Origin of the sequence: Eggerthella sinensis (assembly GCF_003339815.1) — a bacterium.
GTDB lineage: Bacteria > Actinomycetota > Coriobacteriia > Coriobacteriales > Eggerthellaceae > Eggerthella > Eggerthella sinensis.
In genome coordinates this window covers 38,553-65,105 of record NZ_PPTT01000020.1, presented here as the reverse complement: position 1 = coordinate 65,105, position 26,553 = coordinate 38,553, and the positions used below count along the sequence as shown (strand labels likewise).

The 26,553-nt window shown below is 64.5% G+C and carries 22 protein-coding genes and 1 tRNA gene; 14 read left to right on the top strand and 9 right to left on the bottom strand.

The window, feature by feature from the left end; translation table 11 throughout:
* Positions 1-20 precede the first annotated feature (20 nt).
* The 3 genes from C1876_RS11695 to C1876_RS11685 all read right to left on the bottom strand — a co-directional run bounded on the left by C1876_RS11695 (position 21) and on the right by C1876_RS11685 (position 4,911).
* Positions 21-1,481, bottom strand: coding sequence for an N-6 DNA methylase (locus tag C1876_RS11695; protein WP_114546906.1), 1,461 nt, complete (start codon positions 1,479-1,481; stop codon positions 21-23).
* A complete protein-coding gene (locus tag C1876_RS11690; RefSeq protein WP_114546905.1) occupies positions 1,481-3,019 on the bottom strand; it encodes a helix-turn-helix transcriptional regulator in 1,539 nt (512 codons plus the stop codon). The genes C1876_RS11695 and C1876_RS11690 overlap by 1 nt, the downstream gene beginning before the upstream one ends.
* 140 nt (positions 3,020-3,159) lie before the next feature.
* Complete coding sequence (locus tag C1876_RS11685; protein WP_114546913.1) at positions 3,160-4,911, bottom strand: FAD-binding protein; 1,752 nt, start codon at positions 4,909-4,911, stop codon at positions 3,160-3,162.
* Positions 4,912-5,132: 221 nt separating this feature from the next.
* Between C1876_RS11685 and C1876_RS11680 the strand changes: the two genes are divergently transcribed.
* Together C1876_RS11680 and C1876_RS11675 are read left to right on the top strand one after the other, a co-directional pair.
* Positions 5,133-5,208 (top strand) — tRNA-Thr (locus C1876_RS11680).
* An 89-nt stretch (positions 5,209-5,297) separates the two neighbouring features.
* Entirely contained in the window at positions 5,298-5,549 is a 252-nt protein-coding gene (locus C1876_RS11675) for a helix-turn-helix domain-containing protein (RefSeq protein ID WP_114546904.1), read from the top strand.
* A gap of 96 nt (positions 5,550-5,645) precedes the next feature.
* Here the strand turns inward: C1876_RS11675 and C1876_RS11670 are convergent, their stop codons facing one another.
* Positions 5,646-5,909, bottom strand: coding sequence for a helix-turn-helix transcriptional regulator (locus tag C1876_RS11670; RefSeq protein ID WP_148044519.1), 264 nt, complete (start codon positions 5,907-5,909; stop codon positions 5,646-5,648).
* Between the two features lie 189 nt (positions 5,910-6,098).
* Here C1876_RS11670 and C1876_RS11665 point away from each other — a divergent pair, with 189 nt between their 5' ends.
* A complete protein-coding gene (locus tag C1876_RS11665; RefSeq protein WP_148707947.1) occupies positions 6,099-6,353 on the top strand; it encodes a helix-turn-helix domain-containing protein in 255 nt (84 codons plus the stop codon).
* An 872-nt stretch (positions 6,354-7,225) separates the two neighbouring features.
* Positions 7,226-8,566 (top strand): coproporphyrinogen III oxidase family protein, encoded by a 1,341-nt coding sequence (locus tag C1876_RS11660; protein ID WP_114546902.1) that lies wholly within the window; start codon positions 7,226-7,228, stop codon positions 8,564-8,566.
* Positions 8,567-8,645: 79 nt separating this feature from the next.
* Here C1876_RS11660 and C1876_RS11655 read toward each other — a convergent pair whose 3' ends face one another.
* The gene (locus C1876_RS11655) at positions 8,646-9,494 is read right to left on the bottom strand and encodes a stress response protein nst1 (RefSeq protein ID WP_114546901.1); all 849 of its coding nucleotides are present in this window, start codon (positions 9,492-9,494) and stop codon (positions 8,646-8,648) included.
* A 172-nt stretch (positions 9,495-9,666) separates the two neighbouring features.
* On the opposite strand from C1876_RS11655, the gene uvsE reads away from it, so the two are divergent.
* The 7 genes from uvsE to C1876_RS11620 all read left to right on the top strand — a co-directional run bounded on the left by uvsE (position 9,667) and on the right by C1876_RS11620 (position 16,142).
* Positions 9,667-10,956 carry a UV DNA damage repair endonuclease UvsE gene (gene uvsE, locus C1876_RS11650; protein WP_114546900.1) on the top strand — a complete coding sequence of 430 codons (1,290 nt, stop codon included), beginning with the start codon at positions 9,667-9,669 and terminating at the stop codon, positions 10,954-10,956.
* A gap of 87 nt (positions 10,957-11,043) precedes the next feature.
* On the top strand, positions 11,044-11,529 hold the full coding sequence (locus C1876_RS11645) for a universal stress protein (protein ID WP_114546899.1): 486 nt from the start codon (positions 11,044-11,046) through the stop codon (positions 11,527-11,529).
* A gap of 82 nt (positions 11,530-11,611) precedes the next feature.
* Positions 11,612-12,310 carry a response regulator transcription factor gene (locus C1876_RS11640; RefSeq protein WP_227112512.1) on the top strand — a complete coding sequence of 233 codons (699 nt, stop codon included), beginning with the start codon at positions 11,612-11,614 and terminating at the stop codon, positions 12,308-12,310.
* On the top strand, positions 12,298-13,989 hold the full coding sequence (locus C1876_RS11635; protein WP_114546898.1) for a HAMP domain-containing sensor histidine kinase: 1,692 nt from the start codon (positions 12,298-12,300) through the stop codon (positions 13,987-13,989). The genes C1876_RS11640 and C1876_RS11635 overlap by 13 nt, the downstream gene beginning before the upstream one ends.
* A gap of 57 nt (positions 13,990-14,046) precedes the next feature.
* Complete coding sequence (locus C1876_RS11630) at positions 14,047-14,757, top strand: TVP38/TMEM64 family protein (protein ID WP_114546897.1); 711 nt, start codon at positions 14,047-14,049, stop codon at positions 14,755-14,757.
* Between the two features lie 96 nt (positions 14,758-14,853).
* On the top strand, positions 14,854-15,225 hold the full coding sequence (locus tag C1876_RS11625) for a demethoxyubiquinone hydroxylase family protein (protein WP_101720935.1): 372 nt from the start codon (positions 14,854-14,856) through the stop codon (positions 15,223-15,225).
* A gap of 104 nt (positions 15,226-15,329) precedes the next feature.
* Entirely contained in the window at positions 15,330-16,142 is an 813-nt protein-coding gene (locus tag C1876_RS11620) for a family 1 encapsulin nanocompartment shell protein (RefSeq protein WP_114546896.1), read from the top strand.
* A 166-nt stretch (positions 16,143-16,308) separates the two neighbouring features.
* Here C1876_RS11620 and C1876_RS11615 read toward each other — a convergent pair whose 3' ends face one another.
* A complete protein-coding gene (locus tag C1876_RS11615; protein WP_114546895.1) occupies positions 16,309-18,027 on the bottom strand; it encodes an ABC1 kinase family protein in 1,719 nt (572 codons plus the stop codon).
* Between the two features lie 256 nt (positions 18,028-18,283).
* Complete coding sequence (locus tag C1876_RS11610; RefSeq protein ID WP_114546894.1) at positions 18,284-19,933, bottom strand: FAD-dependent oxidoreductase; 1,650 nt, start codon at positions 19,931-19,933, stop codon at positions 18,284-18,286.
* Between the two features lie 205 nt (positions 19,934-20,138).
* Here C1876_RS11610 and C1876_RS11605 point away from each other — a divergent pair, with 205 nt between their 5' ends.
* The 3 genes from C1876_RS11605 to C1876_RS11595 all read left to right on the top strand — a co-directional run bounded on the left by C1876_RS11605 (position 20,139) and on the right by C1876_RS11595 (position 24,262).
* The gene (locus C1876_RS11605) at positions 20,139-21,596 is read left to right on the top strand and encodes a helix-turn-helix transcriptional regulator (protein ID WP_114546893.1); all 1,458 of its coding nucleotides are present in this window, start codon (positions 20,139-20,141) and stop codon (positions 21,594-21,596) included.
* Between the two features lie 49 nt (positions 21,597-21,645).
* Positions 21,646-22,620, top strand: coding sequence for a DMT family transporter (locus tag C1876_RS11600; RefSeq protein ID WP_114546892.1), 975 nt, complete (start codon positions 21,646-21,648; stop codon positions 22,618-22,620).
* Between the two features lie 160 nt (positions 22,621-22,780).
* Positions 22,781-24,262, top strand: coding sequence for a L,D-transpeptidase family protein (locus C1876_RS11595; protein ID WP_114546891.1), 1,482 nt, complete (start codon positions 22,781-22,783; stop codon positions 24,260-24,262).
* Between the two features lie 129 nt (positions 24,263-24,391).
* Here C1876_RS11595 and C1876_RS11590 read toward each other — a convergent pair whose 3' ends face one another.
* Positions 24,392-25,558 (bottom strand): 4Fe-4S binding protein, encoded by a 1,167-nt coding sequence (locus C1876_RS11590; protein ID WP_114546890.1) that lies wholly within the window; start codon positions 25,556-25,558, stop codon positions 24,392-24,394.
* Positions 25,555-26,544 carry a 4Fe-4S binding protein gene (locus C1876_RS11585; protein ID WP_114546889.1) on the bottom strand — a complete coding sequence of 330 codons (990 nt, stop codon included), beginning with the start codon at positions 26,542-26,544 and terminating at the stop codon, positions 25,555-25,557. Before C1876_RS11585 ends, C1876_RS11590 begins: the two co-directional genes overlap by 4 nt.
* Positions 26,545-26,553 lie beyond the last annotated feature (9 nt).

Below are 26,553 nucleotides of genomic sequence, written 5' to 3'. Positions count from 1 at the left end.
GGGGGGGGGGCGGGTGGCTGTTAGGAGCTCACGTACGTCCATGCAGTGAGCAGACCGTCGTGCGCCGCGACTTCGGCTACCGATGCAGCGCGACAGGAGAAACCCTCCGCCGTACCAGCTACCGCCGTATTCGCCCCCGCCTTCCATGAGGCATAGGCTTCCACGATGCGCTCGACTACCGCATAAGGAAGGCGGCGTTCCGCACCTCTCTGCGAAAACGCCGTCGTCCGGCCACACGTCTGCGCGTCGATGAACAGCGTGGGCGCGCCGACCGAACGACCCTTACGCATCAGAACGAACGACGCCGGCGGGCGCCCGTCGGGAAACACGCCGCCCGGCAACGCCACCACCGCTTCCACCAGCCCGCTTTCGGCCCACGCGCGGCGTGCGGCAGCGTCGCGCCCCGCACTCGCATGAAGCGGCGCGTTGTCGAGCAGCAGAAGCGCGCACCCGGTTTCATCCATGGCGGCAATCGTCTGCTGCACCCACGCATAGCTTGCCCGGGTGCGCGGCGGAACACCGAGCACCCAACGGGGGTCGGATTCGTCGAGCGGCGCATCGCTCCAGGCATCGCGCCTGCCAACACACGATGGAGGGAAGCAGACGCAGACTGCCCTCCTCTGACCACACGGGTGACGGGAGAGGTCGCTCGTCGCGGCCACCACATCAAGCGGGGTAGCCGAAGCGTCGGTCATCGCATCGAGCAGACCTTCGGCAAGCGCAACCACGCCATCGTCCCATGCGCGAGCATCCCGGTCGCCGCCGCAGCCCAAGCCGCCTTCCGCTGCCGGAATCGAGCGTACCGGCGCATCTTCAAGCCGATCGATCGCATGAGCTTCGAGCATCCACGCCGCAACGAGCAAACGCTTGAGCTCGCGAGCGCCGCAGGCATCGCAACGCGCCGTTGCATCCACAAAGCGCGCACGCACCTCGGGCTCGGGCCAGGGCAAAACAGCGCTGCGCAGGTCGGCAAGCGCAACGGAGCGCACTGCGTTCGTGCCACGCGCTAGCCGCGCCGCGTCAATTCCACGCAACGCCTCGCGCACATACGCGAAGTCTTCTTCGTCCGGTTCGACAACGTGGTACAAGCGCGAAACCGAGAACCGTCCCCGAGCTTCAACTACCACGAGCGCTCCGTCGCGCGTTGCCACGACACCCGTACCACCCACGAGCAGCCGACGCCCCTCGAACGTGTAATCGTCGATAAAGGCGCGGTCGAATCCGCGGCGATAGTACGGAAACCGCCCCTGTCGTTGCTGCACGACGCGCCCGGTCAGATCAACCGTGCCCGCATCCGACACGACAGCGCACGCGCTCAGATGGCGCAACGGCATCCCCGTCGCGCAGGCTTGCAGCACCGATTCGCAGGCACTTTTCAGACGTTCCGCTTCGCGTTCCGCACCGGCGGCAACCATCGACGCTCGCTGCGCTTGCCAGGCTGCACGCGCGGATTCCGCAGCTTGCGTCCTTGCATCCCACATCACTGTTCCCCCTCGATCTCGTTCAGCAGCCCTATGAGCTCGCGGCGGTTATGCACGCCCATCTTCGCGTAGAGGTTTTTGAGGTGCGTCTTCACCGTGTTCACCGATAAGGTGAGGATCTTCGCGATATCGGTGGAGTTGTACCCCGCAAGCAGCAGCACGGTCACGTCGATTTCGCGATCCGTCAATTTGTATTGCGTTCGGTACACCGGGTTTTCGCGCAGTTCGTCTTCCGTAACGCTCGCAACCGAAATGATGACGCGGCGTTTCGGGTCCTCGTCCGCTTCGGCGTGCGATGCGCTGGCAGGCTCCATCACGCCGCCGCCCTTGACGGCCTGTCGGAAGAACAGCCCCGATGAGATAGCGGCAAGGGCCACCACGTACAGGATAATGACCGACACGATGAGAATTCCGACGGCGTCCATGCCGATGGTCTCCGATACCATGATGCACACCATGCGCCCGAATTGAATGGCGAAGTACATGACGCCGCAGATGATGCCGCCCACAAACAGCGCGTTGCGCCAGAAGCTTCGCACGGCTTTCAGTGCCGTCAAAATCATGCACATCGACACGATGGTAAACGCGATGTTGTCCACCGCGTACAAGACGGTCTGCACCGGCACGCTTTGCAGCGAGGACGCCACGCCGCACGTCGCCATGATCACCAGCAAGGCGGAGTAGATGCCGTAGAAGGTGTTTTTCGGCCCTGAAACCTTCCCCGTCGCCCAAAACACCAGTGCGCCGCCGATGTAGCCAACCGAGAACAGCGACTGAACCGCACTCTGCGGGAGGAATCCCTCGAGCGAAATCACGCGTTGCGCGCCGCACACGAACGCGATGGCAACGAGGCAGAGCAGTGATCGCCGCTCAAGAAACGCCCACGAGCGGAATCGATGACTCGATGCGTTACCGGACGCACCGTCGGGAGCACCTTCCTCCTCACCTTCACCCGTCGATGTAGCAAGGCCTTCCGTTCCGCACGGCGCAATGGAACCCAAGCAGTAATACATGAGCGCCACGCCTCCGGCCACCACCACCGACAAGGCGCTAAACAGCATCACCGTGTCGGGGATCGCGCCAATCACGAGCAGCAGCACACCCGACAACACGGTGCTCGCCACCATCGTGCCCACCACTTCATCGGTGCGCAAACGCGCATAGACGATAAACCAGCACAGGAAACACGCCCCTTGCCCACCGCCGAACAGAGCCCCGGCCGCAACCGACAACACGGGCGGCATATCGTTGCCCACCGCCTGGTACAGCGTGAGCGCATATCCCGCAACCAACAGCACGAACGCCACATGAGGGACGATTCGCTCCGCCGCGCGCGGTCGGAAAAACGAGAGCGCCGCCGCCAAAAACAGGCAGCACACCTGCCCGATCTCGGCCGCATGCGCGTACAGGGAAAACACCGCGTCCACGTTTTCGCCGAAGAATAGCAGGTTCACCCGCCCCGTGAACAAGCCGAAGAACACGAGCAGCAGCGCGTACCCCCATACGACCGCACCTCGACGCCTCATCAGGTTTTTCATATCCCCTCCCCACTCCCTGCTTCTCCGCCGAACATCAAGCGGAGGAAATGCGGAATCGGAAGCCCTCGTTTGCGCCTCCGATTCCGCCGAAATTCAGGATGTTCAGTATCCCACGCTTCGCACCGCGCGCTCCTGAGGATCTACTTCCCCGCAAGGTCCTTGCCCAGCAGGTACGGGAACGTGATGCAGGTCATACCCAGATTCTGCCCCGGTACCCTGAAATTGTAGAACGTGCCGAACGTGTCGCCCATCATCGAACCGACGTTGTACAACCCCTCGATGGGCGCGTTCGTCTCATCGAGCACCTCGCAGTTCGGCGAGGTGCGCAGCCCGCCGAGCACGCAGAGGAACTGCGCGGGCCCCAACTGATTGTACTGCCCGTAAAACGGGCCCTCTTCGATGGGAATGAGGAACTCTTTGCACTTGTGGTAGCTTCGATCCGAACCGGCGGCGACGTCGGCGTTGTATTGATCGATGGTGGCCTTCGCGACGGACACGTCGATGCCGCCCTGCTCCGCAAGCGCCTCGAGCACTTCCTCAATCGTGTCGCCCTTCACGTACGTCTTCTCCTTGACGCCCGCTTCGAACTCGGCCGCTTTCTCCTCGGCGCTCACGGGCGTGACGCCCAGGTTGTCCATGTTGTTGCCGAGCCCTTCCCACGAGTCGAAACGGGAGGCGAATGCGCTGTCCCACACCGTGAACACCTTCTTCTCGGTTTGGCCGCTGATGGCGTACCCCGCATACACCGAGGTCGTGTCCTCATTGATAAAGCGCTCGCCTTCCACGTTGAGCAGGATGCCCGGATGGTTTTGATCGGAACACGGTGCCGGGAACCCGTACCAGCCGATCATCGGCGCGCTTGGCGTAGTGTTCTGCCATGCGGCACCCACCCAGAGCCCCATCTTCTGGCCATCGCCCGGCATGAGACCGCCGAACTGGAATTCGGCATCGTAGTCACCCGCGCCTTCGGCCACGTAATCGGCGAAAGCGTTGCAGTACTTCGCCATCATGTCGGGATCGCCCGAGAAATCGCCGGTTGCCATGACGATGGCCTTCGTGCCCACGTATTTGAGATAGTCGCCGTCGTCATTCGTGGCAACCACCGCCGTCACGCGTCCGCTGTTGTCGTTTTCGCGCACGAGATATTCGGCTTTCGTGTTGTACGTGATGGAGCCGCCGTTGTCGAGAATGTAACGCTCAAGCGTCGCCGTGAGCAGGGGCTCTCCATCATTGGCACTGTTCTCGATCTCGGGGCCGTAGAAGTTGTGCGCGCCGCTAGGGATGCTGAACGTCCCGTTCGGATCGCTGAAGGGCAACTCGAGCGTGGTGGTATAGCCGGCCTTGTCCATGATATCGGTGATCCAGTCCATAGCCTCGCCCGACTCGTTGATCCATTTCCACCATTTGCGCGAGTCCATGCGATATCCCTGGCGCGCGATCTCGTTGTTGAAATGGGCCGCTACGGTATCGGGTGTGTAGTCTAAACCGAGGCGCGCCTGCGTTTTCGTGCCCACCGCATGGTTCGAGCCTCCGCGCGACACCGCCTTCGTGCCGGCCGAGAACAGCGTGCAACTGCCACCATGCCCCAGGATAGACGCCGCGGCCACCAGCCCGGACACGCCCGAGCCGATAACGATCACGTCGTCGGTGATGGTCTCCTTGATAGCGCTTTCGTCCACCGGCTCCGGGGGAACCTCGAAACTCCACGTGAGCTTATCGTACGCACCCGCCGTCATGGGCGCTGCTTCAGAAGCGGCACCCGCAGCGGACGACGCCCCGCCCTGCTGCGGGCTGCACCCGCCCAGCATCGCACCCGTTGCGGTTGCGGCGCTTGCCATGAGCGCGCCCTTCAAGAAGCTCCTACGATCGAACGTCACTATGTTCGTTCCCATGCTGATCCCTCCTGTTGATTCACGCGGCCCTCCCCACGAAGACCGTTTCTGCCCCCCAGTTTAGGAACACGCCTCCTCACCCCTTCACACCAGATGGGTGAACTTGCCTGATAGTTCTCAAAAATCCCCGACAGGATGCGTGCGAAATTCGCGGGAACCCCCTTGCGGGAGGGAAAGGGTTCGGATATACTGCTTACTCGCGCTTCGCTTAGAAGCCGTATGCCAACGTGGCTCAGCTGGTAGAGCAACGCACTCGTAATGCGTAGGTCAGCGGTTCGAATCCGCTCGTTGGCTCCACGAATAAGATCAGGCCGCCAGATTCTGGCGGCCTGTTTCTTTTCCAAGGACAAGAAAGCGCCCGAAAGCGAAAAGGGTGTGATGTCGTTTTGTCGACGCTTGCAGCGCATATCGCTCAGCAGATGGAAGAGGACTACTTACAAAAGCTCGGTATGAAAATACGTAGACTCCGTTTGGAGCAGGAGCTGTCGCATGACAAGCTTGCCCTCATGATCGGCAGCTCTGAGGGCAAGGCCTACATATCGCGAATCGAGTTTGGAAAATCCAACATCAGCACAAGCGTGCTTTACCGCATCGCAAAGGCTCTTGGCGTGAAGGTTCACGACCTCATAGATTTCTAAGGAAGAAGCCGGAAAGCAAGGCCGAACTGCACCGCTCGGAGAGACCCCAAAGCGCATCTCGCAACCTGAAAGAAGGGTGGCAAGCCGCCCGCAAGATTAGCATCGCTTGAATAGGCTCGCCAATTCAACACCTAAAGAGGAAGCTATCTTCCCACCGATGCTCAAATTACAGCGATACGCGTCACGCTCTATGAAACGCATTCTGATCGAGCTTATATCAACTTGCTTTGCCAGCTCTTTGACCGACAACCCAGCAGCTTCACGGGCAATGCGGATATTGCGCCCATATGCCCGCGTGCTCTCCCTCGCTGTTTCGTTGTCTATCTGCTTCATCCGCTCTGCAAGCTCTTCCACTGACATACCTGCACTCTCTCGCGACACTCGAACGTTCTCCCCAAACATTCGAAGCAGCGCTCTCGTTTCCTCGTCTCGTATCAGCATCTCGCCTCCTAAAACCCACAGTCCTCTGGTGCTATTTCAGCGTTCTTGATCCCTATCGGTATACAGTAGTATACCGATTCTTGAACGCGAAAGCATATTCTTGTGGCCATGAGCGAACTGATGAAGAAAGAATTCGGCGCTAGAGTGAAGACCTTGCGTGAGCGAGCGGGCCTTTCTACGAACAAATTTGCCCTCATGATTGGACTGAGCAAGTCATTCATCATTCAGATTGAGCATGGCCGGAGAAACATTTCCCTGGACACAATCGAGAGAATAGCCGCTGGACTCAACATGACCGCATCGGAATTGTTCGAGGGTGTTGAGACGCATGTTGAGGGAACCGCATCGGGGAAGAAATCTTAGCAGCCCTTTCGGGGACGATGCGGCTTTCGAAAGCCATATAATGGCACCTATGAAACAGCCCCGGGGAAAGACCATAATCGCGCCAGACCTCAACGTCGATGCGCGGAGAATGAAAAAGCTGCCGGATATGGCTATCGAGCGCGAGGTTCGGAAATGGTGCTGTGAACTGCGAACCATGAAACATCTGATGTATGTGAATCGCCGCGCTTGCCATACGGTCGGTGTCTTCCATTCAAGACTCTTCGGCTGAACCGTGTCCGTTTTGAATCGATCATTCTGACTCCCCCTTTGGAGCATAACCGCAGCCGGAACAGGAGAAAGCCCGTCCTTTCCGGAAGCGCCGCGGGCCCGCGGGCAGCATGGGTTTCCGCGTCCCTGCCTTGGCAGAAATTTCGAGTTATGAACGATATCTGGTCGCATTTTCCTCCCCGATTTCGAGAAACCCCAGGTCGCAATTCTTGGCTTGGCGCACAAATCGTTCATATCGTGCGATCTCTGCCAAAAGGACAGCAGGCGGGGCGCAGGGACTGCCATCGCGACCCCTCTGCTCTTATAGGATGACACGGGGTTTATGCCCCAAAGGGGGAGTCAGATCGAACGAAGCTGAAATGGTTAATCGTAAAATCCGAATCAGATAAAATGAGGGTTTACATCTCCAAGTATGGTAAAGTGCAATCAAGAAAGCGCCCGAACGGTGAGTATTTCACCTACCTCCGGCGCTTTCTTTCTCTCTCCATCAATCTCTCTTTTCGTCCACTGCTGCCGTCGCGCTATCTTCAAACTTCATGATGGCCGTTCGATGTTTTGCGTGCGAAACGGCCAAGAAGCATTACCATATGACGCGAAACAATTAATCCGCGAATAGGAGACTCATGCTATCCGAGCGCATACTGTCCAACTTGATCAAGACCATGACGAAGCAGCACCTGGCACTCAACCCCACCACCGAAACGATGATGCCGCCCGCCAACCCCGGACAGCCTTACATGCTGTACATGCATGTGCCGTTCTGCGAGCGCCTGTGCCCGTACTGCAGCTTCAACCGCTATCCCTTCCGCGAGGAAATCGCGAAGCCGTACTTCGCGAACATGCGCAAGGAAATGATGATGCTGAAGGACCTCGGCTACGACTTCGAGAGCATCTACGTGGGCGGCGGCACGCCGACGGTGATGATCGATGAGCTGTGCGAAACGCTCGACCTGGCGCGCGACAACTTCAACATCAAGGAAGTTGCCTCCGAGACGAACCCGAACCATCTGGCGCAGCCGTGGCTCGACAAGATGAAGGGTCGCGTGCAGCGCCTATCGGTGGGCGTGCAGAGCTTCGACAACGACCTGCTCAAGCAGATGGACCGCTACGAGAAGTACGGCAGCGGCGAGCAAATCCTCGAGCGCATTGCCGAGGCCGAATCGTATTTCGACTCGCTGAACGTGGACATGATCTTCAACTTCCCCTCGCAAACCGAGGACGTGCTCATGGCCGACCTCGAGAAAATCGCGCTGAGCGGTTGCCGTCAGACCACGTTCTCGCCGCTGTACGTGTCGTCGGCCACCACGCGGAAGATGGCTTCCACGCTGGGCGCGATGGACTACGAGCGCGAGCACCGCTACTATCAAATCCTCGACGGCGTGCTGGCCGGCGGCGATGACCCGCTGTTCGAACGCACCACGCTGTGGACGTTCACCCGCTCCGGGCAGGAGGGCGCGTCGCTCTGCGGCTTCGAGAACCCCACGCCGCAAATCGACGAGTACCAGGTGAACTACGACGAGTACCCCGCCATCGGCAGCGGCTCCATCACGCACCTCAACGGATGCCTGTACGTCAACAACTTCAGCATCAAGGACTACAACGCCGCCATCGAGAGCGGGCGCATGTCCATCATGGGCAAGACGAAGATGAGCAAGCGCGACCTCATGCGCTACCGCTTCCTGCTCGACCTGTACAAGCTGCGCCTGGATAAGAAGCAGTTCGCGAAGGACTTCGGCTGCAGCGTCGAGCGCGGCCTGCCTGCGGAAATGGCGTTCATGCGCCTGAACGGGGCGTTCGCCACCGACAACGCCGAAGAGCTCACGCTCACGCCGAAGGGCCGCTACCTCACGGTGGTCATGTACCGCCAGTTCCTCAGCGGCATGAACAACCTGCGCGATCAGGCCCGTGCCGCGCTCAAGGGCTCCGAGCGCGAGCTCCTGTTCGGCGACGGCACCCCGGAGTAGCAAGCGACAGCAAGCAGCGGTAACAAGCGCCACCCAAGCGGGCCCGTCGGAAATCCGGCGGGCCCGCTTTATCGCTCCCTTACTCCGGGACGTATTCGTAGCTGGTGTGGGGGCTGCGGGCGTCGAGGAGGGTGCGGCCGCGGCGCTCGAAGTGGAAGTGCGCGGGCACGGACGGGCTCTCGCGGATGACGCGCTGCATGGCGCCCTGGTTGGGGGCTTGCAGCTGATGCCCGCCCTCGCCGAAGATGTCCACGCGCAGGCGCAGGTCGCCCTGCGCGAGCTCGACGAGCGACGACGTGGCGTGCAGGATGCGAACGCCGCGATACGTGGCCAGGCGGTACTCGCACCCGTCGAGGTTCACGACGGCGATGCAGCCGATGAACCGCACCGGGCCAATCGGGATGCGCGCGACCGCGATCATGACCGACGCGCCGTTGTCGAATTCGCCGCTCTGCACCCAGGTATACCCTGCCGGAAAGCTGTGCCCGCGGTCGCCCTCCATGTAGCCGACGCCGTCGTCGAAGCGGTGCGTCTCGCCGTTCAACGTGAGCTCGCCGTTCACGCGATGGCGCATGCTGAACACGGTATGCTTCGTCTCCATGGGCAGCATGGCGAAGGGGCCCATGATGTCGGAGCGCAACGGCGTGAGGGAGCGATAGCGCAGCCGTCCCACCAGGTCAACGCCGCCCTCGTGCACGTCAACGTCCATGCCGCGCGGCGAGAAGCGGTTGCGGCCCACATGCATCACCATGCCTTCGCCACGGCGCTCCTCCTGACGGAACGCCGCGAGCGGGTACGACAGGTAGCGCGCGCCCTGCGGCGTGATCACCTGGATGAACGCGTTATCGGTGGCCCGGCCGGGAATGACGGCCAGCACGTCGTCGCCTTGCTGCTGCTTCATGTACCAGCCTTCGTAGTACGGCTTCATGGGCGCTCCTCTTCTCGGGAATGCCGATGGTAGCATCGAATCTTCGCAGGTCATGAAGGTGTCGCCCGCGCGTTTCCAAGCGGTGGCCCGGCGTTCTCCCCCGGAGGGGCGCGAAGCGGTATGATCGACGCTCTTCCGAAAGCAGCGGAAACGGTCCGGGAAAGGAACGCGCATGAGCATCGGCTACGCCTCGAAGACCCTCGCGGTGCCCGGCGCCGCCATGCGCTCCATCACGCAGCGCCTCGCCACGCCCGAACGGCTTGCCGCCGTCATCGCCGATAACCTGGCCGCGCTCGAGGTGGCGCTCGCGTACAACGCGCGCAACCGCATCAACCTGTTCCGCATCAGCTCGGACGTGATCCCCTTCGGCTCGAGTCCCGTGAACACCCTCGATTGGACGGCCGACTTCGCCCCGCAACTTGCGGCGCTCGGCCGCACGGCGCGCACGCACGGCATGCGCCTCAGCATGCACCCCGGGCAATACACGGTGCTGAACTCGCCCAATGCGGACGTCGTCGAGCGCGCCGTCGCCGACCTCGTCTACCACGCGGCGTTCCTCGATGCGCTCGAGCTCGACGCGACCGCCAAAATCGTGCTGCACGTGGGCGGCGCGTACGGCGACAAGGAAGCCGCGCTCGACCGCTTCGCCCGCGCCTACGAGACGCTGCCCGCCACCGTGCGCCGCCGGCTCGTCATCGAGAACGACGACCGCCTGTTCACCGCGCGCGACGTGCTGGCGCTCAGCCGCCGGACCGGCGCGCCGGTGGTGTTCGACACGCTGCACCACGAGCTCAACCACGAACCCGACAGCCCCGGTTGGCTCGAGCTGCTCGACGAAGCGCGCGCAACGTGGCATGCGCAGGACGGTCCTCAGAAAATGCACTACGCGCAACAGGCGCCGGGGCGCCGGCCGGGCAGCCATGCCGACACCATCGGCATCGACGCCTTCCTCGCGTTCTACCAGGAACTCGTCGCGTTTCGCAGCGCGACGAGCGAAAACGGCGACAACTCCTCGCTCCCCGACATCATGCTGGAAGTGAAGGACAAGAACCTTTCGGCCCTCAAGTGCATCCTGTGCACGCATCACGAGGGCATCGCTGCGCTCGAGCGCGAATGGGCGCGCTACAAGTACGCCATCCTCGAGCACGATCAGGCCGCCTACCAGGCCCTTCGCCAACTGCTCAAAGACAAGCACGGCTACCCCGCCGTGCCGTTCTACGAAACCGCCGAACGCGCGCTGTCCCTGCCCGAAGACCCCGGCTCGTTCCGCAACGCGGCGCAGCACGTGTGGGGCTACGTGTCCCCGCACGTCACCACGCGCGAGCGCACCTCGTTCGACACGCTCATGACGCGCTTCGGGCGCGGCGAGGCAACCGGCGAGGCCGTCAAGCGCCGCCTCCTGCTGCTTGCCGAGCGCTACGAGCAGTCCTACCTGCTGGAATCGTATTACTTCACGCTCTGAAACCAAGATGCCGCAGCGAAAACCCCGCGCGCGCCGGGCTGCTATACTGATGGCAACGTTCCACCTCGCGTGCGAAAAGGAGTTGCCATGCTTTACGACAACATCATGGTTCCCTACGACGGTTCGCCCTCGGCTCAGGCGGCGCTTGCGGAAGCGGTGCGCTTCGCCAAAGACGACCCCGGCCTCACGCTGCGCATCGTCCACATCATCGACACCGAGCAGCTTGCCATCGACAAGCTGGAAGCCGAAGGGCGCGACGAGCAGATCGTGTCCACCTCGGGAACGCTCCAAGCCACGTTCGCAGCCGTCACCGCCGAAGCGGAAGAGCGCCTGCGCCGCCGCATCGACCCCCTGCTCAAGGGCCTGATGAACAAGGTGCACGTGGAGCTGCTGCAAGAAACCAGCCCCGGCGATCAAATTGTGACGTACGCCGTCGACAACGGCTGCGACCTCATCGTCATGGGCTCGCGCGGCCTGGGCGCCCTCCGCGGCATGCTGGGTAGCGTGAGCAGCTTCGTGCTGCGCAACGCCGACGTCCCCGTGCTCATCGTGAAGGAAGGCACCAACGAGTGAAACGCGGCGCGCGCGTTGACCGTTTCTTGACATTCTCATGGTAGACTTCCGGCGCAGCATGCAGCACACCGAAGGGAGCACCGTGGGAGAAACCGAGCGCGCATCGCACACCACCATCCTCGTCGTGGACGACGAGGCGGAAATCGTTGCGCTGCTTGACGAGTATTTCACGGGTTTGGGCTACGAGGTGCTCACCGCCGGCGACGGCGCGGCCGCGCTCAAGCGCGCCGAGCAGAATCCCGACCTCATCGTGCTTGACGTGGGCATGCCGCTCATGGACGGCTATACGGTATGCCGCCGCCTGCGCGAGCACCTCACCTGCCCCATCATCTTCCTCACGGCGCGCGTAGAAGACGTCGACGCGCTCGAGGGCTTCGAGGCCGGCGCCGACGACTACGTGCTCAAACCGTTTTCGCTCGCCGTGCTCGGCGCGCGCGTGAAGGCGCATCTTGCGCGCACGAACCGCCAGCAAACCAAGACCGAGGTGCGGTTCGACGGCGATATCGTCATCGACTATCGCACGCGCATCGTTACGGTGGCCGGGCAACCCGTGGACCTGACGCGGCGCGAGTTCGACATCGTCGCCTTCCTGTCGAAGCATCCCGGACAGGTGTTCGAGCGCGAGCGCATCCACGAGCGCGTGGGCGGATGGGAAAACGAAAGCGACCCGCAGGTGGTGACCGAGCACATCCGCCGCATCCGCAAGAAGCTGGCAACGGCGGGCGCGGCACCCGACCCAGTGGAAACGGTGTGGGGCATGGGGTACCGATGGCGCGCGTAGCGGGATCGCCCGACGGAGGGCGCGCCCCGCACCCCGACGAGCGCCCGAGCGTGTTCGCCCGCATCCGGCACAGCTGGCGCAACGCGTCGCTCAAGACGTCGTTCATGGTGTATATGCTGGTGTTTCTGCTGATCGCGCTCGTAGTTTCAAGCGCCACGGCCTCGGTATTCGCCTCGCTGCAAAACGACGCCACCCGCGACGCCTACGAAATGTCCGGCCTCTACCTGTACGACGAGAGCACCGATTCCCTCGTGCCGGCGCGCGCCGTGGAAATCGATGAGAACGGCAGCAGCGTGTTCGTACAGACGGTGCGCGACGACATGACCTCACTGCCCATGCGCGACGTGTCGCCGCTCACCAGCATTACCGACGCGAGCGACTACCAATACACCAGCGTCACGTTCGGCCTGAGCGGCTCTCAGTCGAGCGACGAAACCTCCGACGCGCTCACCATCGAAGCCCCGGAAGACGAAGACCTACCCGCCGAAGACCTGTCCGTCGAAGGGTTGCCCGTCTACGACGCGCAGGCGCGTGCCCGATTCTACGCCTGGATCGAGGAGCATCCCGAAAGCCCCTATGCTGCGTTCTTCTCGGCCGACGACGACCCCGCTTTCGACAACGGAAGCTCATCCGGCCTGCTCACATCGCCGATAGGCTATTACCTGTCCACGCCGCCTTCCGACGAGGCGCTGCTCCTGTCCAGCCTGTTCGGCACGCTCACGTTCCTCATGTTCCCGCTGTGGTTCGGCCTGTGCATCTTCGCGGCGGCGCGGCGCTTCTTCCAGAAGCGCCTGCAACCGGGCTTCACCGTGCTCGATGAAGCGGCCTCGAACATCGCGCATCAGGATCTCGACTTCGTCGTGGCGTACGACCGCGACGACGAGCTGGGCCGCCTGGCATCGTCGTTCGAAACCATGCGCGCATCGCTGGCTGCGTCGCAGCGCTCGCTGTGGCGCACCGCCGAAGAGCGCAAGCGCCTCAACGCGGCATTCGCGCACGACCTGCGCACGCCGCTCACCATCCTCAAGGGGAAGATCGAGCTGCTCGACGCGCACCTGCAGACGGGCGACGCCTCGCCCGAGCGCCTTGCCGCGTCGGTGTCGTCCTTGGCCGATCAGGTGAAACGCCTTGAGCGTTACGTCGAAGCCATGAGCGGCCTGCAAAAGCTCGAAGATCGCACCATCACCGCACACGACGTGCCGTTCGACGACGCAGCCATCATGATAGACGACATCGGCGTGGCGTTGAGCGCGCAACACGGGCGCGCGTTCGGGCTGTCCGTCAGCCCGCGCTGCGATCGCGAGCGCCCCGCCCTCCGCCTCGACCAATCCATCGTGGGCGAGGTTGCCGAGAACCTGCTGAGCAACGCCGCCCGTTACGCCTGCGCCCGCATCGACGCGCGCATGGACGTGCAGGATGGCAGCCTCGTGCTGATAGTGGAAGACGACGGGCCCGGCTTTTCGCCCGACGCGCTCGAACGCGGGTGCGCGCCCTTCTTCAGCGAGGCTCCGTCGAGCGACCATTTCGGCCTGGGATTGAACATCGCGTCGCTGCTGTGCGAGAAGCACGGCGGCGGGCTCGTGCTGGAAAATCGCGAGCCGAGCGGCACGGAAGGCGGGGGCGGCGCGCGGGTGATCGCCCGATTTTCGCTCGAATGCGGCGACGTAGACAGCCGGTAGATATTTGCCCCGTAGCATCGGAAGCGTACCGAACGCCCCCGAGAAAACGGAGCCCCCATGGAAGACGCACGGAAGACCCTCATCAAGAAGCGCATCGCCGTCATCGTCGGCCTGCTTGCGCTCACCGCGGGGTTGGCCGCGTTCTGTATCCTGTACGGACCCGAGCTGCTCGCGTTCGTGGCCGACGCCCCGCGCTTCCGCGCATGGGTCGACGAGACGGGCCCGCTCAGCCGCGTGGTGTTCGTGCTGGCCAACATGGCGCAAATCGTGTTCGCCTTCCTGCCGGGCGAACCGCTCGAGCTGGGAGCCGGGTACGCGTTCGGCTTCTGGGAGGGCACGCTGTGGTGCCTCGTCGCGAGCGCACTCGGCACGGCGGCGGTCATGCTGCTCGTGCGCACGTTCGGCATGCGCATCGTGGGGCTGTTCTTCTCGCCCGAGAAGATCACGTCCATGAAGTGGTTGCAGGATTCGCGGCGCTTCGAGCTGCTCCTGTTCCTGTGCTTCCTCATTCCGGGCACGCCGAAAGACCTGCTCACCTACGTAGCTGGGCTGGGTACGAGCTCCGTCGGGCGCATCGTGGCCCTCACCACCGTCGGGCGCATCCCCTCCGTCATCACCTCGACGCTGGCCGCCGGCGCATTCGGCGACGGGAACTACCTGGGAGCCGCGGCCATCGCCGTGCTCACCCTGGCGCTTGCGGGCATCGGCGTGGTGGCGTATCGCAAGCTCGCCTTCAAGTCTGTAGTTATTGAGAATAGTTATCAATAATGACCAACTCGTTATGTTTCTATCATGACAAACGGAGTATCATATCGAACAGAGAGATGAAAAGAACCGCTGTTCACACCGAAAGAGAGGGATCTCATGCCCAGTTTCCCCAACCCGTTTGCCGGCAACGTCGATCGCAAGATGACGAACGCCGAGCTCATGCAGGCGCTCCGCATCGATATCGCTGGCGAGCTTGAAGCCATCTTCCTGTACGACGCCCACTATCAGGCCACCGACGATCCGGCCGCGAAGGCCGTGCTCGCCGACATCCGCGACGAGGAGAAGGCTCACATGGGCGAGCTCATCACGCTGATGCGCCACCTCGACCCCACGGAGACGGAGTTCTTCCTGGAGGGCGAAGGCGAGGTGCAGGAGAAGCTTGCCGAACTTGGCATCAAGACCGACGGCGAGATTGCCCCGGCCCCGGCCGAGCCCGCTCCCGCCCCCACCGTAGGCGACCTGTCGTAACCTGTTTCGTTTTTCGCTTTTCTGCCTTTTCCGCTGATGGAGGCCGAATGTTTCACGTGAAACATTCGTTCGCATCCGCGTATTCTCCTCGAAAGGAGTCCGCTATGGATTATCTCGCTCGTGAATCGGCCGACCTTTCGGACGGCCTGTGGAACCGCATTGACAGCACCGTCATCGGCACGGCGCGCAACCAGCTGACGTGCCGCCGCTTCCTCAAGGTGTTCGGCCCGCTCGGCCCCGGCGTGACCTCGGTTGCCGTCGACGGCGTGAACAAGGAAGAGGTGCTTGAGGACGGCATCGGCCGCATCGTCGGACGCACGCAGCTCGAGCTGCCGATGTTCTTCGAGGACTTCACCCTCCTCGGCCGCGACATGGAGTACGCCGCGCAAACCGGCTACCCGCTTGATCTCTCGGTGGCCATCGCCGCCGCGAAGAAGGCGTCGCGCCGCGAGGACGACCTCATCCTGAATGGCAACAAGGCGCTCGGCGCCGACGGCCTGCTCACCGTGAAGGGCTCGACGAAGATCAAGAAGGGCGACTGGGCTCAGGGCGAGAACAGCTTCGCCGACGTCACCGCCGGCGTTGCGCAGCTTGCCAAGACCGGCTACCTCGGCCGCTACGCGCTTGTGGTGTCGCCCGACCTGTTCCTCGACCTGCAGCGTCTGCAGCCGAACACCGGCCTGCTGGAAATCGACCGCATCAAGAAGCTCATCGGCGACAACGTGTACATGACCAGCGTCATGGGCCCCGGCAAGGCCGTGCTCGTGTGCGCCGAGCCCGAGTACCTCGACCTCGCCGTCGGCCTCGACCTCTCGGTGGGCTACCTGGAGCTCGCGGACTTCAACCACACGTTCCGCATCATGGAGACGGCCGCCCTGCGCGTCAAGGACCCCGCCGCCATCGTCGTGTTCGCCTAGCGAGCACGCACAATCCCGCACCACCCGCACGCATCGGGAGCCGGCCCCAAGCCGGCTCCCTTTTTTCATGCCCTAAAGCCCCGCAGCAGCGTTCGTACCCGCCAAGCGACCGAACGTCATGGCCGTGGCCGCTCAGCATGAACTTGAGCGCAGCCCGCGCGCAGGCTTACAGCTTCTCCTCGTTCTTTTGCCTATGGCGGATGACGATGTTGCGCCATACGACGTAGGCTCCGAGGGCGAAGGCGCCCAGGTAGCCGAGGACGCCGAGCAGGGGGACGCCGAGGAATTGGGGATGCATGTTCGTGGTGGCCAGCAGGCTCGAGCCCACGAACAGGCCGGCGGAGATGAGGGCCATGGCCACGGTACCGCTGACGGAATAGAGCGCGGCGATGGCATCGGTGGGAATGCCCAGGTCGGCGCCCACGCGAATCTGGCCGCGGTCGATCATGTCGAGCGTGTGCGACGCCTGCGTGGGCAGGCGCACGGCGGACTCGGCGGACGTCAGCGCGCTCGAGGCGAACTCGCGCGCCTTCGTTTCGAGCGCCGCCCAGGTGCGGGTGCGGCGTTTCACGTGGTCGGAGATGATGTCGATGACGCTCGTATTCGGCGCGATGTCCACCAGCACGCCCTCGATGGTCACCATGCCGCGCGCGAGCAGCGTGAACGAGGACGGCAGGGCCAGGTTCTGCGATCGCAGCACGCCGAACACATCCACCAGCGCCGAGCCCACGTTGATGTCGGCCAGGTTCACCGTGGTGTACGACACCAGCAGGTTGCCCAGCTGACTGAGCAGGCGCCCGTGATCGACGGGGCCTTCCACGCGTGCGGCACCCAGCAGCGCCTCCATGAGCGCATAGGGGTCGTTCTCGGCCACGGCGCGAAACATGCGGCCGATGAGCGCGCGCTCGAGCGCCGACAGCTCGCCCACCATGCCGAGGTCGATCCACACGATGTCGCCGTCGTGCACGAGGATGTTGCCGGGGTGCGGGTCGGCGTGGAAGAAGCCGTTGTCCACGATTTGCGTGACGTAGCTCTCGGCCAGGCGCTGACCCAGCTTCGCCGGGTCGAGACCTTGCGCGCGCAGCGCGGGCACGTCGTTGATCATGGGGCCGGCGATGAAGTCCATCACCAACACGTCGTCGGAGCTCATGCGCGGGTAGGGACGCGGGCTTTCCACGCCGGACTGGTCGCTCAAGAACTGCCGGAAGCGCACGAGGTTCTCCTGCTCGATGCAGAAGTCCAGCTCCTGGTGGGTCGTGCGCTCGAGCTCGCTCACGAGGTCGTCGAGATTCAGCTTGATGCCGTCGGTCGCGCGCGTCAGCCCCACAAGCGCAACGGTCTGGCGAATGAGCGCGAGGTCCTGCGTCATCTGCTCCACCACGTTCGGGCGGCGCACCTTGACGGCCACCCACGTGCCCGCATCCGGCGCCGTGGAAGGCAGCGCCTCGGCGGTCGCGCCGCCGCGCGCGTCGCCCACGGCATGCGCGGCGATGCACGCCTTGTGCACCTGCGCGATGGACGCCGAGCCGAGCGGCTTCTCCTCGATGCACGAGAACGTCTCCTGCCACGGATGGCCGAGCGACGACTCGATGGTTTCGATCACCGTGGAAAACGGCATGGGCGGCACGTCGGCACGCAACCGCTTGAACGCGTCGGCGTACGCGGGAGGAATCACGTCGCTGCGGTTCGCGGCAATCTGGCCCATCTTCACGAACGTGGGGCCGAGGTCCTCGAGCAAGCTCGTGGCCTGCTCGGGCGTGAGGCCCGACCACACGCGGTGCCGCCGCAGAATCCGCTCGATTTCGCGCAGGCGCTTGCCCGAGCCCGAGCCCTTCTCGCGCCGCGCCTCCACGGCCACCTGCGCCACTTCCTTGAGCGTGGGCATGCCGCACCTCCTCACCCGTCCGGTCATCGTCATCCGACATCCCAGCGTAGCATGGCGCGCCCGCGCAGCACGTTCTGTCGCAAAGCGGTCACCCAGAGGAAGACGAACCGAAGGACAAAGCGCCCCAGGGAGGCGCGCGCAACAAGGCCGCCCCCGTCTGCGCAGGCGGGGGCGGCGAAAACGGGGCGCGACGCGGAGGGAGGGAGATGCGCGTGCGCCCCTGCGGGTTGGTTGGCGATGCTGCTGCGGCGCGACCTTACGCGTCGAGGGTTTCGGCAGCGTACTGACCGGCCAGACGGCCGCCGCAGTAGGCGCACATGAGCGAGTAGCCCTCGTAGTCGCAGTAAGGAGCGCTCATGAGCGTGCCGTTGTCGGCACCGGCTACGTACAGCCCGGCGATGGGCAGCCCGTCGCCGTCGATGGCCTGCAGGCGGTCGTTCGTGCGAATGCCGCCGATGGTCACCCACGCGCTGGGCTCGTACTGGAACGCATAGAACGGACCGGTGGTCACCGGCTGCAGGAAGCAAGCCGGCTTGTAGAACTGCTCGTCCTTGCCGTCGGCGCAGTAGCCGTTGTACTCGTCAAGCGTGTTCACCAGCTCGGGAGCGTCGATGGCCTCGGCCAGCGCCTCGATACTGTCGGCCTTGAAGGCCCACCCGGCACTCACCGCGTCGTCGATGCTGCCCTGCACGTTCTCAAGCGCCTTGCCCTTGAGCGTCATCATGCCGGTGTGCCAATGCTCCTCGTCGGAGCCGCACAGCGTCCACGCATCCATGCCGGAATTCAAGCCGTCGACGTACGCCTGATCCACCACCGCGTAGTATTTGCCGCCCACAAGCGAGATGGCCCCGCCCAGCGCCAGCGGCAGGTTCGCGAACTTGCCCTCGTTCGAGAAGCGGCGCCCCTGGTTGTTCACGAGCAGCGTGCCGTAGATGCCGATGGTGAATGCGGCGCTCTTGCGATCGTACAGGCCGTCGGCCTTCTGGTTCGACCCGGTGAACTCGTTGCCGGCGATGCCCCACTGCGTGGACACCTGACCGCCCGCGGCCTGCACCATGTCGATGCCCTCGCCCACGGACAGGATGTTGCCCAGCGGGTTCACGAACGTGCCGAACTTCTCGCGCATCATATCGACGTTGCCCATGAAGCCGCCCGTCGCCACGATGACGGCCTTCGCCTTCACGTCGATCACGCCGTCGCCTTCGCACTGCACGCCCGTGCACACGCCGTCCTCCATGATGAGGCGCTTGCCGGCCGTGTTGAACAGGAACGTGCCGCCCTTGCTCTCCACGAACTCCTGCAGCGGCTTCATGCGGTCCTCGCCCTTGGTTTGGGTCTTGGAATCGCTCGGGTCGGACTGGAAGTTCGCACGCACGGACGCATGGCCGGCGCCGTAGTTGTCGGGGCGCATGCCCGTCGGCACGCCGAAGTCGTCGGTGAACTGGTCCACCGTCTCGCCGGAGATAGCCACCGCCGCCTTCACCGCCGCCGCGTTCGTGGACCAGTGCGCGTACTCCATAATATGGTTGAAAGCTTCCTCCACCGTGAAGTCGATGCCGGCTTCCTCCTGCAGCTTCGAGCCCACCATGAACGGGCCGCCAGCCAACGAACCGTTCGCCACGCCCACGTTGCCGCCCTTCTCGATGACCACGACGCTCTTGCCCGCACGCACGGCCTCGACCGCGGCCCACAGGCCCGCGCCGCCGGCGCCCACGATGGCGATGTCGCATTCCTTGGTCTGGTCGGCCGTCTGCATGGTCGTCGCGTCGTCGGCCGCCTCGGCTTTCGCATCGGGCGCGGAAGCCTTCGGCGCGCATCCGGCGAGCGCCGCCGCGCCGCCCAGTGCCGCGACGCCGCCCAGCGTCAGGAAGCTCCGACGAGAAAGTCCGTTCTTCAGTGCGTTCATGTGAATCCCTCCTAGAGATCTACGATGCACCCGCCCCGAAGGCCCGGTGCCGCGCCCTCCCGAGGCGCTGAGGCAAGCATGCCCCGGATCAGGCACCTTGTCGCGGGTGAACTGCCCGGCCGAGGGGTGAACTCGCATTCACCCCTGCATTCACCCCTGGTACAATGGCACGACGAACGGGCGGAAGAGAGCGAAGGAGGCGTCGATGAAATCGAGCGATGTGGTGCGCGCGTTGGCCCCGGCCGACCAAGCCGGCGACGACGAGCCCCTCTCCGCCCTGCTGTACCCCCTGCGCTTCTTGGGGATGGGGCTGTTCATCGCCTGGCTCTGCTGCACGCATATCCCCCACGTCTTTCCGGGACCCGACCTCGACCTCGGCTTGCGCAACGCCTTCGACACCGGCATGCGCTTCGGCGATATCGGCATGTTCGCGGTGTTGGCGCTGTTCGCATCGCGCATAGGGCGTCTCAGCAATCGCCGAGCGCTCTGCGTCGCGCTGGTCGCGGCCACCACCGTCGGAACCGCCGTCGTGGGCCTCGTCCTCATTCCGATGAACGCTCCCGAAGGGGTTGTCATCGTCGCCTCCGTCGCGACCGCATGGGGCGGCGCCGTGCTCTTCTGTCTCTGGGCCGAAGCGTACAGCCAGATGGGAGCTACGCGAACCCTCATGTACGGCGCGTTCTCCTGCATCGCGGCGGCCGTCGCATCCTTCATGGTGTACACCATGAGCGCACCGTTCGCCGTCATCGCCACCTCGCTGCTGCCCCTTGCGTCGCTCGGATGCGCCATGCTCAGCTTCCGCATCCTGCCAAGCGAACCGGCGCGCCTGCACAACGTGCACTACCCGCTTCCCTGGAAGCTCATCGCCATCATGGCGGTGGCGGGATTCATCTCGGGCCTGGCGGGATCGCTGCTGACGAATCCCGACGGAACCGGATCGGTGCACCGCGTGGCCGCTACCGGGCTCGCGGGCGTCGCCATCATACTCGCGGCGTTCACGCTGAAGAACCGCGTTGACGTGCGCTTCTTGGCGAAAGCAGCCCTGCCGCTGGCCATCGTGGCAATCGCCCTCATCCCCTTCGCCGCAGGAACGTGGAGCTACGCCGTGTCGTTCCTGCTGAAATTGGCGTACGTGTGGTTCACGTTCTTCGTGCTGCTCATGCTGGCTAACATCTCGTTTCGATTCGAGGTCCCCAGCTTGCGCCTGTTCGCCATCGCGCGCGCCTCGAGCGAAGGGGCGCTGTTCGCAGGCGTGGTGCTGCGACGCTCCTTGCAGGAGAGCGATCTGCTGATCAGCCAGTCGTTTCTCATCGGGACGGCCCTCGCCGGCATCGTGTTGGTGCTGGTATGCGTGGTCATCTGGATGAGCGAGAAGTCCGTGAACGGCGACTGGGGCGCGTCGGGCTTGTCGCTTGACGACCGGCTGCACGTGCCCGGCCCGCGCGAACGCTTCATGACGCGCTGCGACAACCTGGCCGCGCAGTACGAACTCACCGCTCGCGAGACGGAGATCATGGGCCTCATCGCGCAACGCAAGAGCCGCGCCGAGATCGAACAGGAGCTGTTCCTGTCGCAGAACACCGTGAAGACCCACGTGCGGCACCTCTACGCCAAGCTGGGCGCGCGCTCTAAGGCCGACGTCATCGCGCTGTTCGAAGAGTAAACGGCATCGTGCGCTTGAACGGGGCGCGCACGTGCTATGATGCAGCGCTATGGCTCACCTCGTACAACATAGCACGCGCTCCCTCTGGATGTACAAGGCCTTCCTCCTGGTGGCGGCCGCCATCTGGGGGTTGGGCACCGTCGTCATCAAGTCCACGGTGGACGAATTCCCGCCCGCGTGGCTCGTGGGCGTGCGCTTCACGGCGGCGGGCATCATCCTGGGCATCGTCATGCTGCCGCGGTTTCGGAAGTCGCTCGACTTCGACCACCTCAAAAAGGGCGCCATCCTGGGCGTGTTCCTGTTTCTGTCCTACTGGACGAACTCGACCGGCCTCACCGACACCACGGCCTCGAACAGCGCGTTTCTCACCTCGCTGTACTGCGTGATCATCCCGTTCCTGGGATGGGCGCTGCGCGGGCCGCGCCCGACGCGCTTCAACATCGCGGCGGCGCTCGTGTGCGTCGGGGGCGTGGGCTGCGTGTCGTTCGCGGGGCTTGCGGGCTTCTCGCTGCGCTTCGGCGACCTGATCACGCTGCTGTCGGCGTTCTTTCTCAGCCTGCACGTGCTGTACACGGCGAAATACGCACGCGGCCGCGACATGACGCTGCTCACCGTCGTGCAGTTTTTGGTTGCCGGCGTGCTCGGCTTCGGCGCCGGGTTCGCCTTCGAGCCCATGCCCGCCTTCGCCACGCTCGGCCTCGACACCTGGATGAGTCTCGGGTACCTGGCCGTGTTCGCCTCCTGCATTGCGTTGCTGCTGCAGAATTTCGCCGTCGCGCACGTCGACCCCGCGCCCGCATCGCTGTTCCTGGCCACCGAGTCGGTGTTCGGCGTGACGTTCTCGGTGCTGTTCCTGGGCGAAATCCTCACGGGTCCCCTGTTCGCCGGGTTCGCCCTCATCTTCGCCGGCATCGTCATCAGCGAGTACCTCCCGCTCCGCGCGGAGAAGCGCACGGCCGCGCTTGCAGAAGCGCAGGGCAATCCGACTGAAGACCGGGAAGAAGAACCCGCACGCGAAGGGTAGCCGCCCCCGGTGTTTCACGTGAAACACCGAAGTTGCTTCGACCATTCACCGATTGGTTGCAACGTGGGAAGTCGTGCTATCGTCGGGCGGCGGTTTCCTTTAGAATGGACGGAGCGCTCAACAGGAGCAACGCACATTCGCCACCCAGCCAGGACGCCTTATGAACCACACCTCACACGCAGACGCGACGCCCGCACACGCCAGCTTCCCTGAAGAGAGCCCCCGCCGCCGACATTCGGCACCCAAAATCATCGGCATCATCGTGGGCGTTCTCGTTGGATTGCTCGTCATCGCCTACGTTGCAGGCGGCATCTTCTTCACCGGCCACTTCATGCCGAACACCACGCTGGGAACCCACGACATCTCGCTGAAAACGCCTTCCGACGTGCAGGCGACCCTCGACGGCGCCCTGAACGATTACGCGGTGGCCGTCACGGGACAGGGCTTCACGCTGAAGCTCTCGGCGAAGGACGCCGGCGTTTCCCTCGACGGCGAGCGCATCGCGCAGGCCGCGCTCTCGAACACGAACCCCTGGCTCTGGCCCCTCGAAATCACGAAGCAGCACGACGAAACCGACAGCCTGACCGCCTCGTCGGCCGGCAGCGGCCTCGGCAGCGCCGTGCAGGCGGCCGTCTACGAGTTCAACGCCGCGGCCACCCCGCCCACCGACGCCGCGGTCGCCTTCGACGAGCAGGCCGACGCGTTCGCCGTGCAGAAGGAATCCACGGGCACCGCGCTCGACGCCGACGCGGTTGCCAAGGCCATCGCCACCGGCATCGCCTCCCTGCAGCCCACCGTCAAGCTCACCGCCGACGTGCTGCAGCAGCCCGCCGTGCGCTCCACCGACCCGAAGCTGCAGAGCGCCGCCGAAGCGGCCAACCAGTTCGTCAAAGCCGACATGCAGCTCATAATGGGCGGCGACGTGGCGGCCGAGGTCAACCCCTCACTCGTCTCTTCGTGGGTCCACTTCGACGAAGAGCTCACGCCCAGCCTCGACGAGGGCGCGCTCGACGCGTGGCTCGACGAGCTGGAAGCCGCGTGCGACACGGTGGGCACCGAGCGCACGTACACGCGCCCCGACGGCAAGCAAGTCACCGTCTCCGGCGGCCCCTACGGATGGCTGACCGACGGCGAAGCGCTGCGCACGCTGGTGAAGGACGGCGTGGCGAACGGCACGACCGGCGCGGTGGACATCCCCTGCCAAACGACGGGCAGCGCCTACAACGGCGCCGGCGCGCAAGATTGGGGCGCGCGCTACTGCGACATCGACCTGTCGGAGCAGTACGTCCGCTTCTACGACGAAGCCGGTGCGCTCATCTGGGAATCCGCCTGCGTCACCGGCACGCCGAACGGCGTGCACAACACCCCGCCGGGCGTGTACTGGCTCAATCAGAAGGCCAGCCCCTCGGTGCTCAAGGGCACGAACCTCGACGGCTCGAAGTACGAATCCACCGTGCGCTACTGGATGCCGTTCGTCGGCAACGTCATCGGCATGCACGACGCCGATTGGCAGTACGCGTTCGGCGGCGCGCGCTACCAGCAAGGCTTCGGCAGCCACGGCTGCGTGAACCTGCCCGTTGGCGCGGCGGCCGACCTCTTCGGCATCATCCAAGGCGGCGACGTCGTGGTGTGCCACTGGTAGAAGCTCGCGCGCTCCAACGCCGAGCGCCCAACGCACCCCCCCATGCAAAGAAGCCCTCTGCCGGGAGGGGGTCCGGCAGAGGGCTCAACCACGTGGCACAACGCTCCCGAGCGAAGAGGGTGGAAGCGTTTACCGTTCGAAGATGTCGTTTCCTTTCATGCGCTCGCGCATGGTGTTCACTATCTGATGCGCACCGCCTAACTCCACCGGTCGGGGACGCATGGCGTAATGATGCACCACCCCTTCCAGCAAGTACGACGGCCGCACGTTGTCGCGCAGCACGATGGCGTGCTCGGGGCACACGTCGCGGCAACTGCCGCACTTCACGCATTCGCCCGGGTAGTGGTCGATGCCGAAGGTGCCGTCGTCGCGATCGAACTTGCGCAGCGCGCCCGTCGGACAGAAGGTTGCGCACATGCGGCACGACGAGCACGTCGTGCCGTCAATCACCACGCAACCCCACAGCCGCGTGGCCACATCGTGTTGCACGGGATCGCCCAGCTGCGCCAGATTGTCCAGCAACGCCTCCCGACGGTCGGGAACGAAATGGGGCAGCGTGCCGTCCTTCATGACCCGCACGAGCGCGGGGAAGCTCGAAGCGGTTGCCGCCTGCTGCTCCCCAACCGGCTCGTTGCCACGCGGCTCGGCGAAGTACGCGTCGAGCGCGCGTGTCGCGTCACCGGGCAACGCCCCTGCGGCAAGCGCCGACGCCGGCACGCCCTCAACCACCTCGACCCGCGCATCACAGCCCCAGGCGGCGAACAGCGCATTGGACGTCTGCGCCACCAGACGCGCCGTGACCGCCCCGTGCTCCTGCGCGCACCGCGCGCAGTCGCCGCACGCCAAGCGCACCCGGCGTACGCCCGCGGCCGCAAGCCCGCTCGTCAGCGACTCCTCCACGCGCCCCAAGCACACCACGCACGCAACCCCGCCGTCGTCGAGCAACCCGCCAGCCGCACGGCGCAGCTGTTCGCACACCACAACCACGTCGTCGCCACGGCGCGCGGCCAAGCTCGCCTGCAGCAGCTCGGCGTCGCTCGGCGCGCGCGCCTCGAGCGCGCACGTCGGGCACACGGTGGCGCACGTGCCGCAGCCCACGCACTTCGTCGCATCCACCCGCAGCTGCCCGTCCACCAGCGCTATGCAGCCGGACGTGCACGCCTCGGCGCACTTCAAGCACGACACGTTGCGGTTGCGCACCTTCGCGCACCGCTCCTGATGCACCACGATGGCCTCGCTCGACACCTCGTCGAGCACGCCCACGATGCTCCGATTGCCCCCAGGCCCGCCCATCATTCGGCCGTGTTCTCTTCGGCGTCGGCCAACACGACCGGCACTGGCGAACCCGGCGCGTCCACCGCACCCGCCACGCCGCGCTTCGCCACGAACGGCATGCTGACGGCCTGCGTCGGGCACGCTTCCACGCAGGCGCGGCACCGGGTGCAATCGGCCAGCGTGCGCTCGCCGAACGCGGGATGCCGCAGGTTGATATCGGCCTCGCACGCGATGGCGCACCGGCTGCACGGCGTGCCGTTCGTCGTCTCGAGACACTTCGACTCGTCGATGACGGGCCGGAACGTCTTGCTGAACCGCGAGGCCAGGTTCATGAGCCCCGCCAGCGGGCAGAAGCGCGTGCACCACTTCCGCAGAAACACGAGCTCCACCACCAGCAGCAGCGGGATGAGCACCACCGACCACGTCATATCGCCGGCCGAGAACAGACGCCACACCACCAGCACCGTGGCGAACGTGAGCCCCACCGGGCACACGAGGCAGAACACGGGAAAGCCGAAGATGGCCGTCGACAGCAGCGCGCCGCCCAGCACGTAGTGGCGCGAATCGAGCTTCGTGCGTTTCTCGGCGCACGTCGCGCAGTTCCGGGCGCAGCCAGAGCCGTCCCCTGCCTCCCCCGCACAGCCCAATTCGCTCTTCGCGATTCCCACCATCTCGTCGTGCTTCGCCTGCGCAAGCTCCTTGCGCTTCTTCGGCGAACGGAAGAACGCGCGGGCGCGCTCGAGCACCGGCACGGGGCACAGCCACCCGCAAAACGCGCGGCCCACCACGAGCACCAACAGGCCCATCACCACGAGCGACACCACGGCGCGCGGCACCACCGTCTTCGCCGCAATCATCGTGGTGAGCGCGCCGAGCGGGCACAGGGCCGAGATGGTCTCCCACCCGAAGCCCGACATCGTGCCGAAGCCGATGCCCGCCACCAATCCGATGGACAGCACGGCGAACGCCGCAACCGCAATCGCCGTGCGCAGGTTCTTGGTTTTCATCACAGCCCC

What these genes read in the sequence shown, in the direction of transcription:
- C1876_RS11635 (WP_114546898.1), top strand. Translation starts at nt 12,298, where the DNA reads ATGGCGCGCGTAGCGGGATCGCCCGACGGAGGGCGCGCCCCGCACCCC.
- C1876_RS11630 (WP_114546897.1), top strand. Translation starts at nt 14,047, where the DNA reads ATGGAAGACGCACGGAAGACCCTCATCAAGAAGCGCATCGCCGTCATC.
- C1876_RS11610 (WP_114546894.1), bottom strand. Translation starts at nt 19,933, where the DNA reads ATGAACGCACTGAAGAACGGACTTTCTCGTCGGAGCTTCCTGACGCTG.
- C1876_RS11590 (WP_114546890.1), bottom strand. Translation starts at nt 25,558, where the DNA reads ATGATGGGCGGGCCTGGGGGCAATCGGAGCATCGTGGGCGTGCTCGAC.
- C1876_RS11670 (WP_148044519.1), bottom strand. Translation starts at nt 5,909, where the DNA reads ATGTCAGTGGAAGAGCTTGCAGAGCGGATGAAGCAGATAGACAACGAA.
- C1876_RS11655 (WP_114546901.1), bottom strand. Translation starts at nt 9,494, where the DNA reads ATGAAGCCGTACTACGAAGGCTGGTACATGAAGCAGCAGCAAGGCGAC.
- C1876_RS11625 (WP_101720935.1), top strand. Translation starts at nt 14,854, where the DNA reads ATGCCCAGTTTCCCCAACCCGTTTGCCGGCAACGTCGATCGCAAGATG.
- C1876_RS11685 (WP_114546913.1), bottom strand. Translation starts at nt 4,911, where the DNA reads ATGGGAACGAACATAGTGACGTTCGATCGTAGGAGCTTCTTGAAGGGC.
- C1876_RS11585 (WP_114546889.1), bottom strand. Translation starts at nt 26,544, where the DNA reads ATGAAAACCAAGAACCTGCGCACGGCGATTGCGGTTGCGGCGTTCGCC.
- C1876_RS11665 (WP_148707947.1), top strand. Translation starts at nt 6,099, where the DNA reads ATGAGCGAACTGATGAAGAAAGAATTCGGCGCTAGAGTGAAGACCTTG.
- C1876_RS11605 (WP_114546893.1), top strand. Translation starts at nt 20,139, where the DNA reads ATGAAATCGAGCGATGTGGTGCGCGCGTTGGCCCCGGCCGACCAAGCC.
- C1876_RS11595 (WP_114546891.1), top strand. Translation starts at nt 22,781, where the DNA reads ATGAACCACACCTCACACGCAGACGCGACGCCCGCACACGCCAGCTTC.
- C1876_RS11620 (WP_114546896.1), top strand. Translation starts at nt 15,330, where the DNA reads ATGGATTATCTCGCTCGTGAATCGGCCGACCTTTCGGACGGCCTGTGG.
- C1876_RS11645 (WP_114546899.1), top strand. Translation starts at nt 11,044, where the DNA reads ATGCTTTACGACAACATCATGGTTCCCTACGACGGTTCGCCCTCGGCT.
- C1876_RS11695 (WP_114546906.1), bottom strand. Translation starts at nt 1,481, where the DNA reads ATGTGGGATGCAAGGACGCAAGCTGCGGAATCCGCGCGTGCAGCCTGG.
- uvsE (WP_114546900.1), top strand. Translation starts at nt 9,667, where the DNA reads ATGAGCATCGGCTACGCCTCGAAGACCCTCGCGGTGCCCGGCGCCGCC.
- C1876_RS11660 (WP_114546902.1), top strand. Translation starts at nt 7,226, where the DNA reads ATGCTATCCGAGCGCATACTGTCCAACTTGATCAAGACCATGACGAAG.
- C1876_RS11690 (WP_114546905.1), bottom strand. Translation starts at nt 3,019, where the DNA reads ATGAAAAACCTGATGAGGCGTCGAGGTGCGGTCGTATGGGGGTACGCG.
- C1876_RS11615 (WP_114546895.1), bottom strand. Translation starts at nt 18,027, where the DNA reads ATGCCCACGCTCAAGGAAGTGGCGCAGGTGGCCGTGGAGGCGCGGCGC.
- C1876_RS11600 (WP_114546892.1), top strand. Translation starts at nt 21,646, where the DNA reads ATGGCTCACCTCGTACAACATAGCACGCGCTCCCTCTGGATGTACAAG.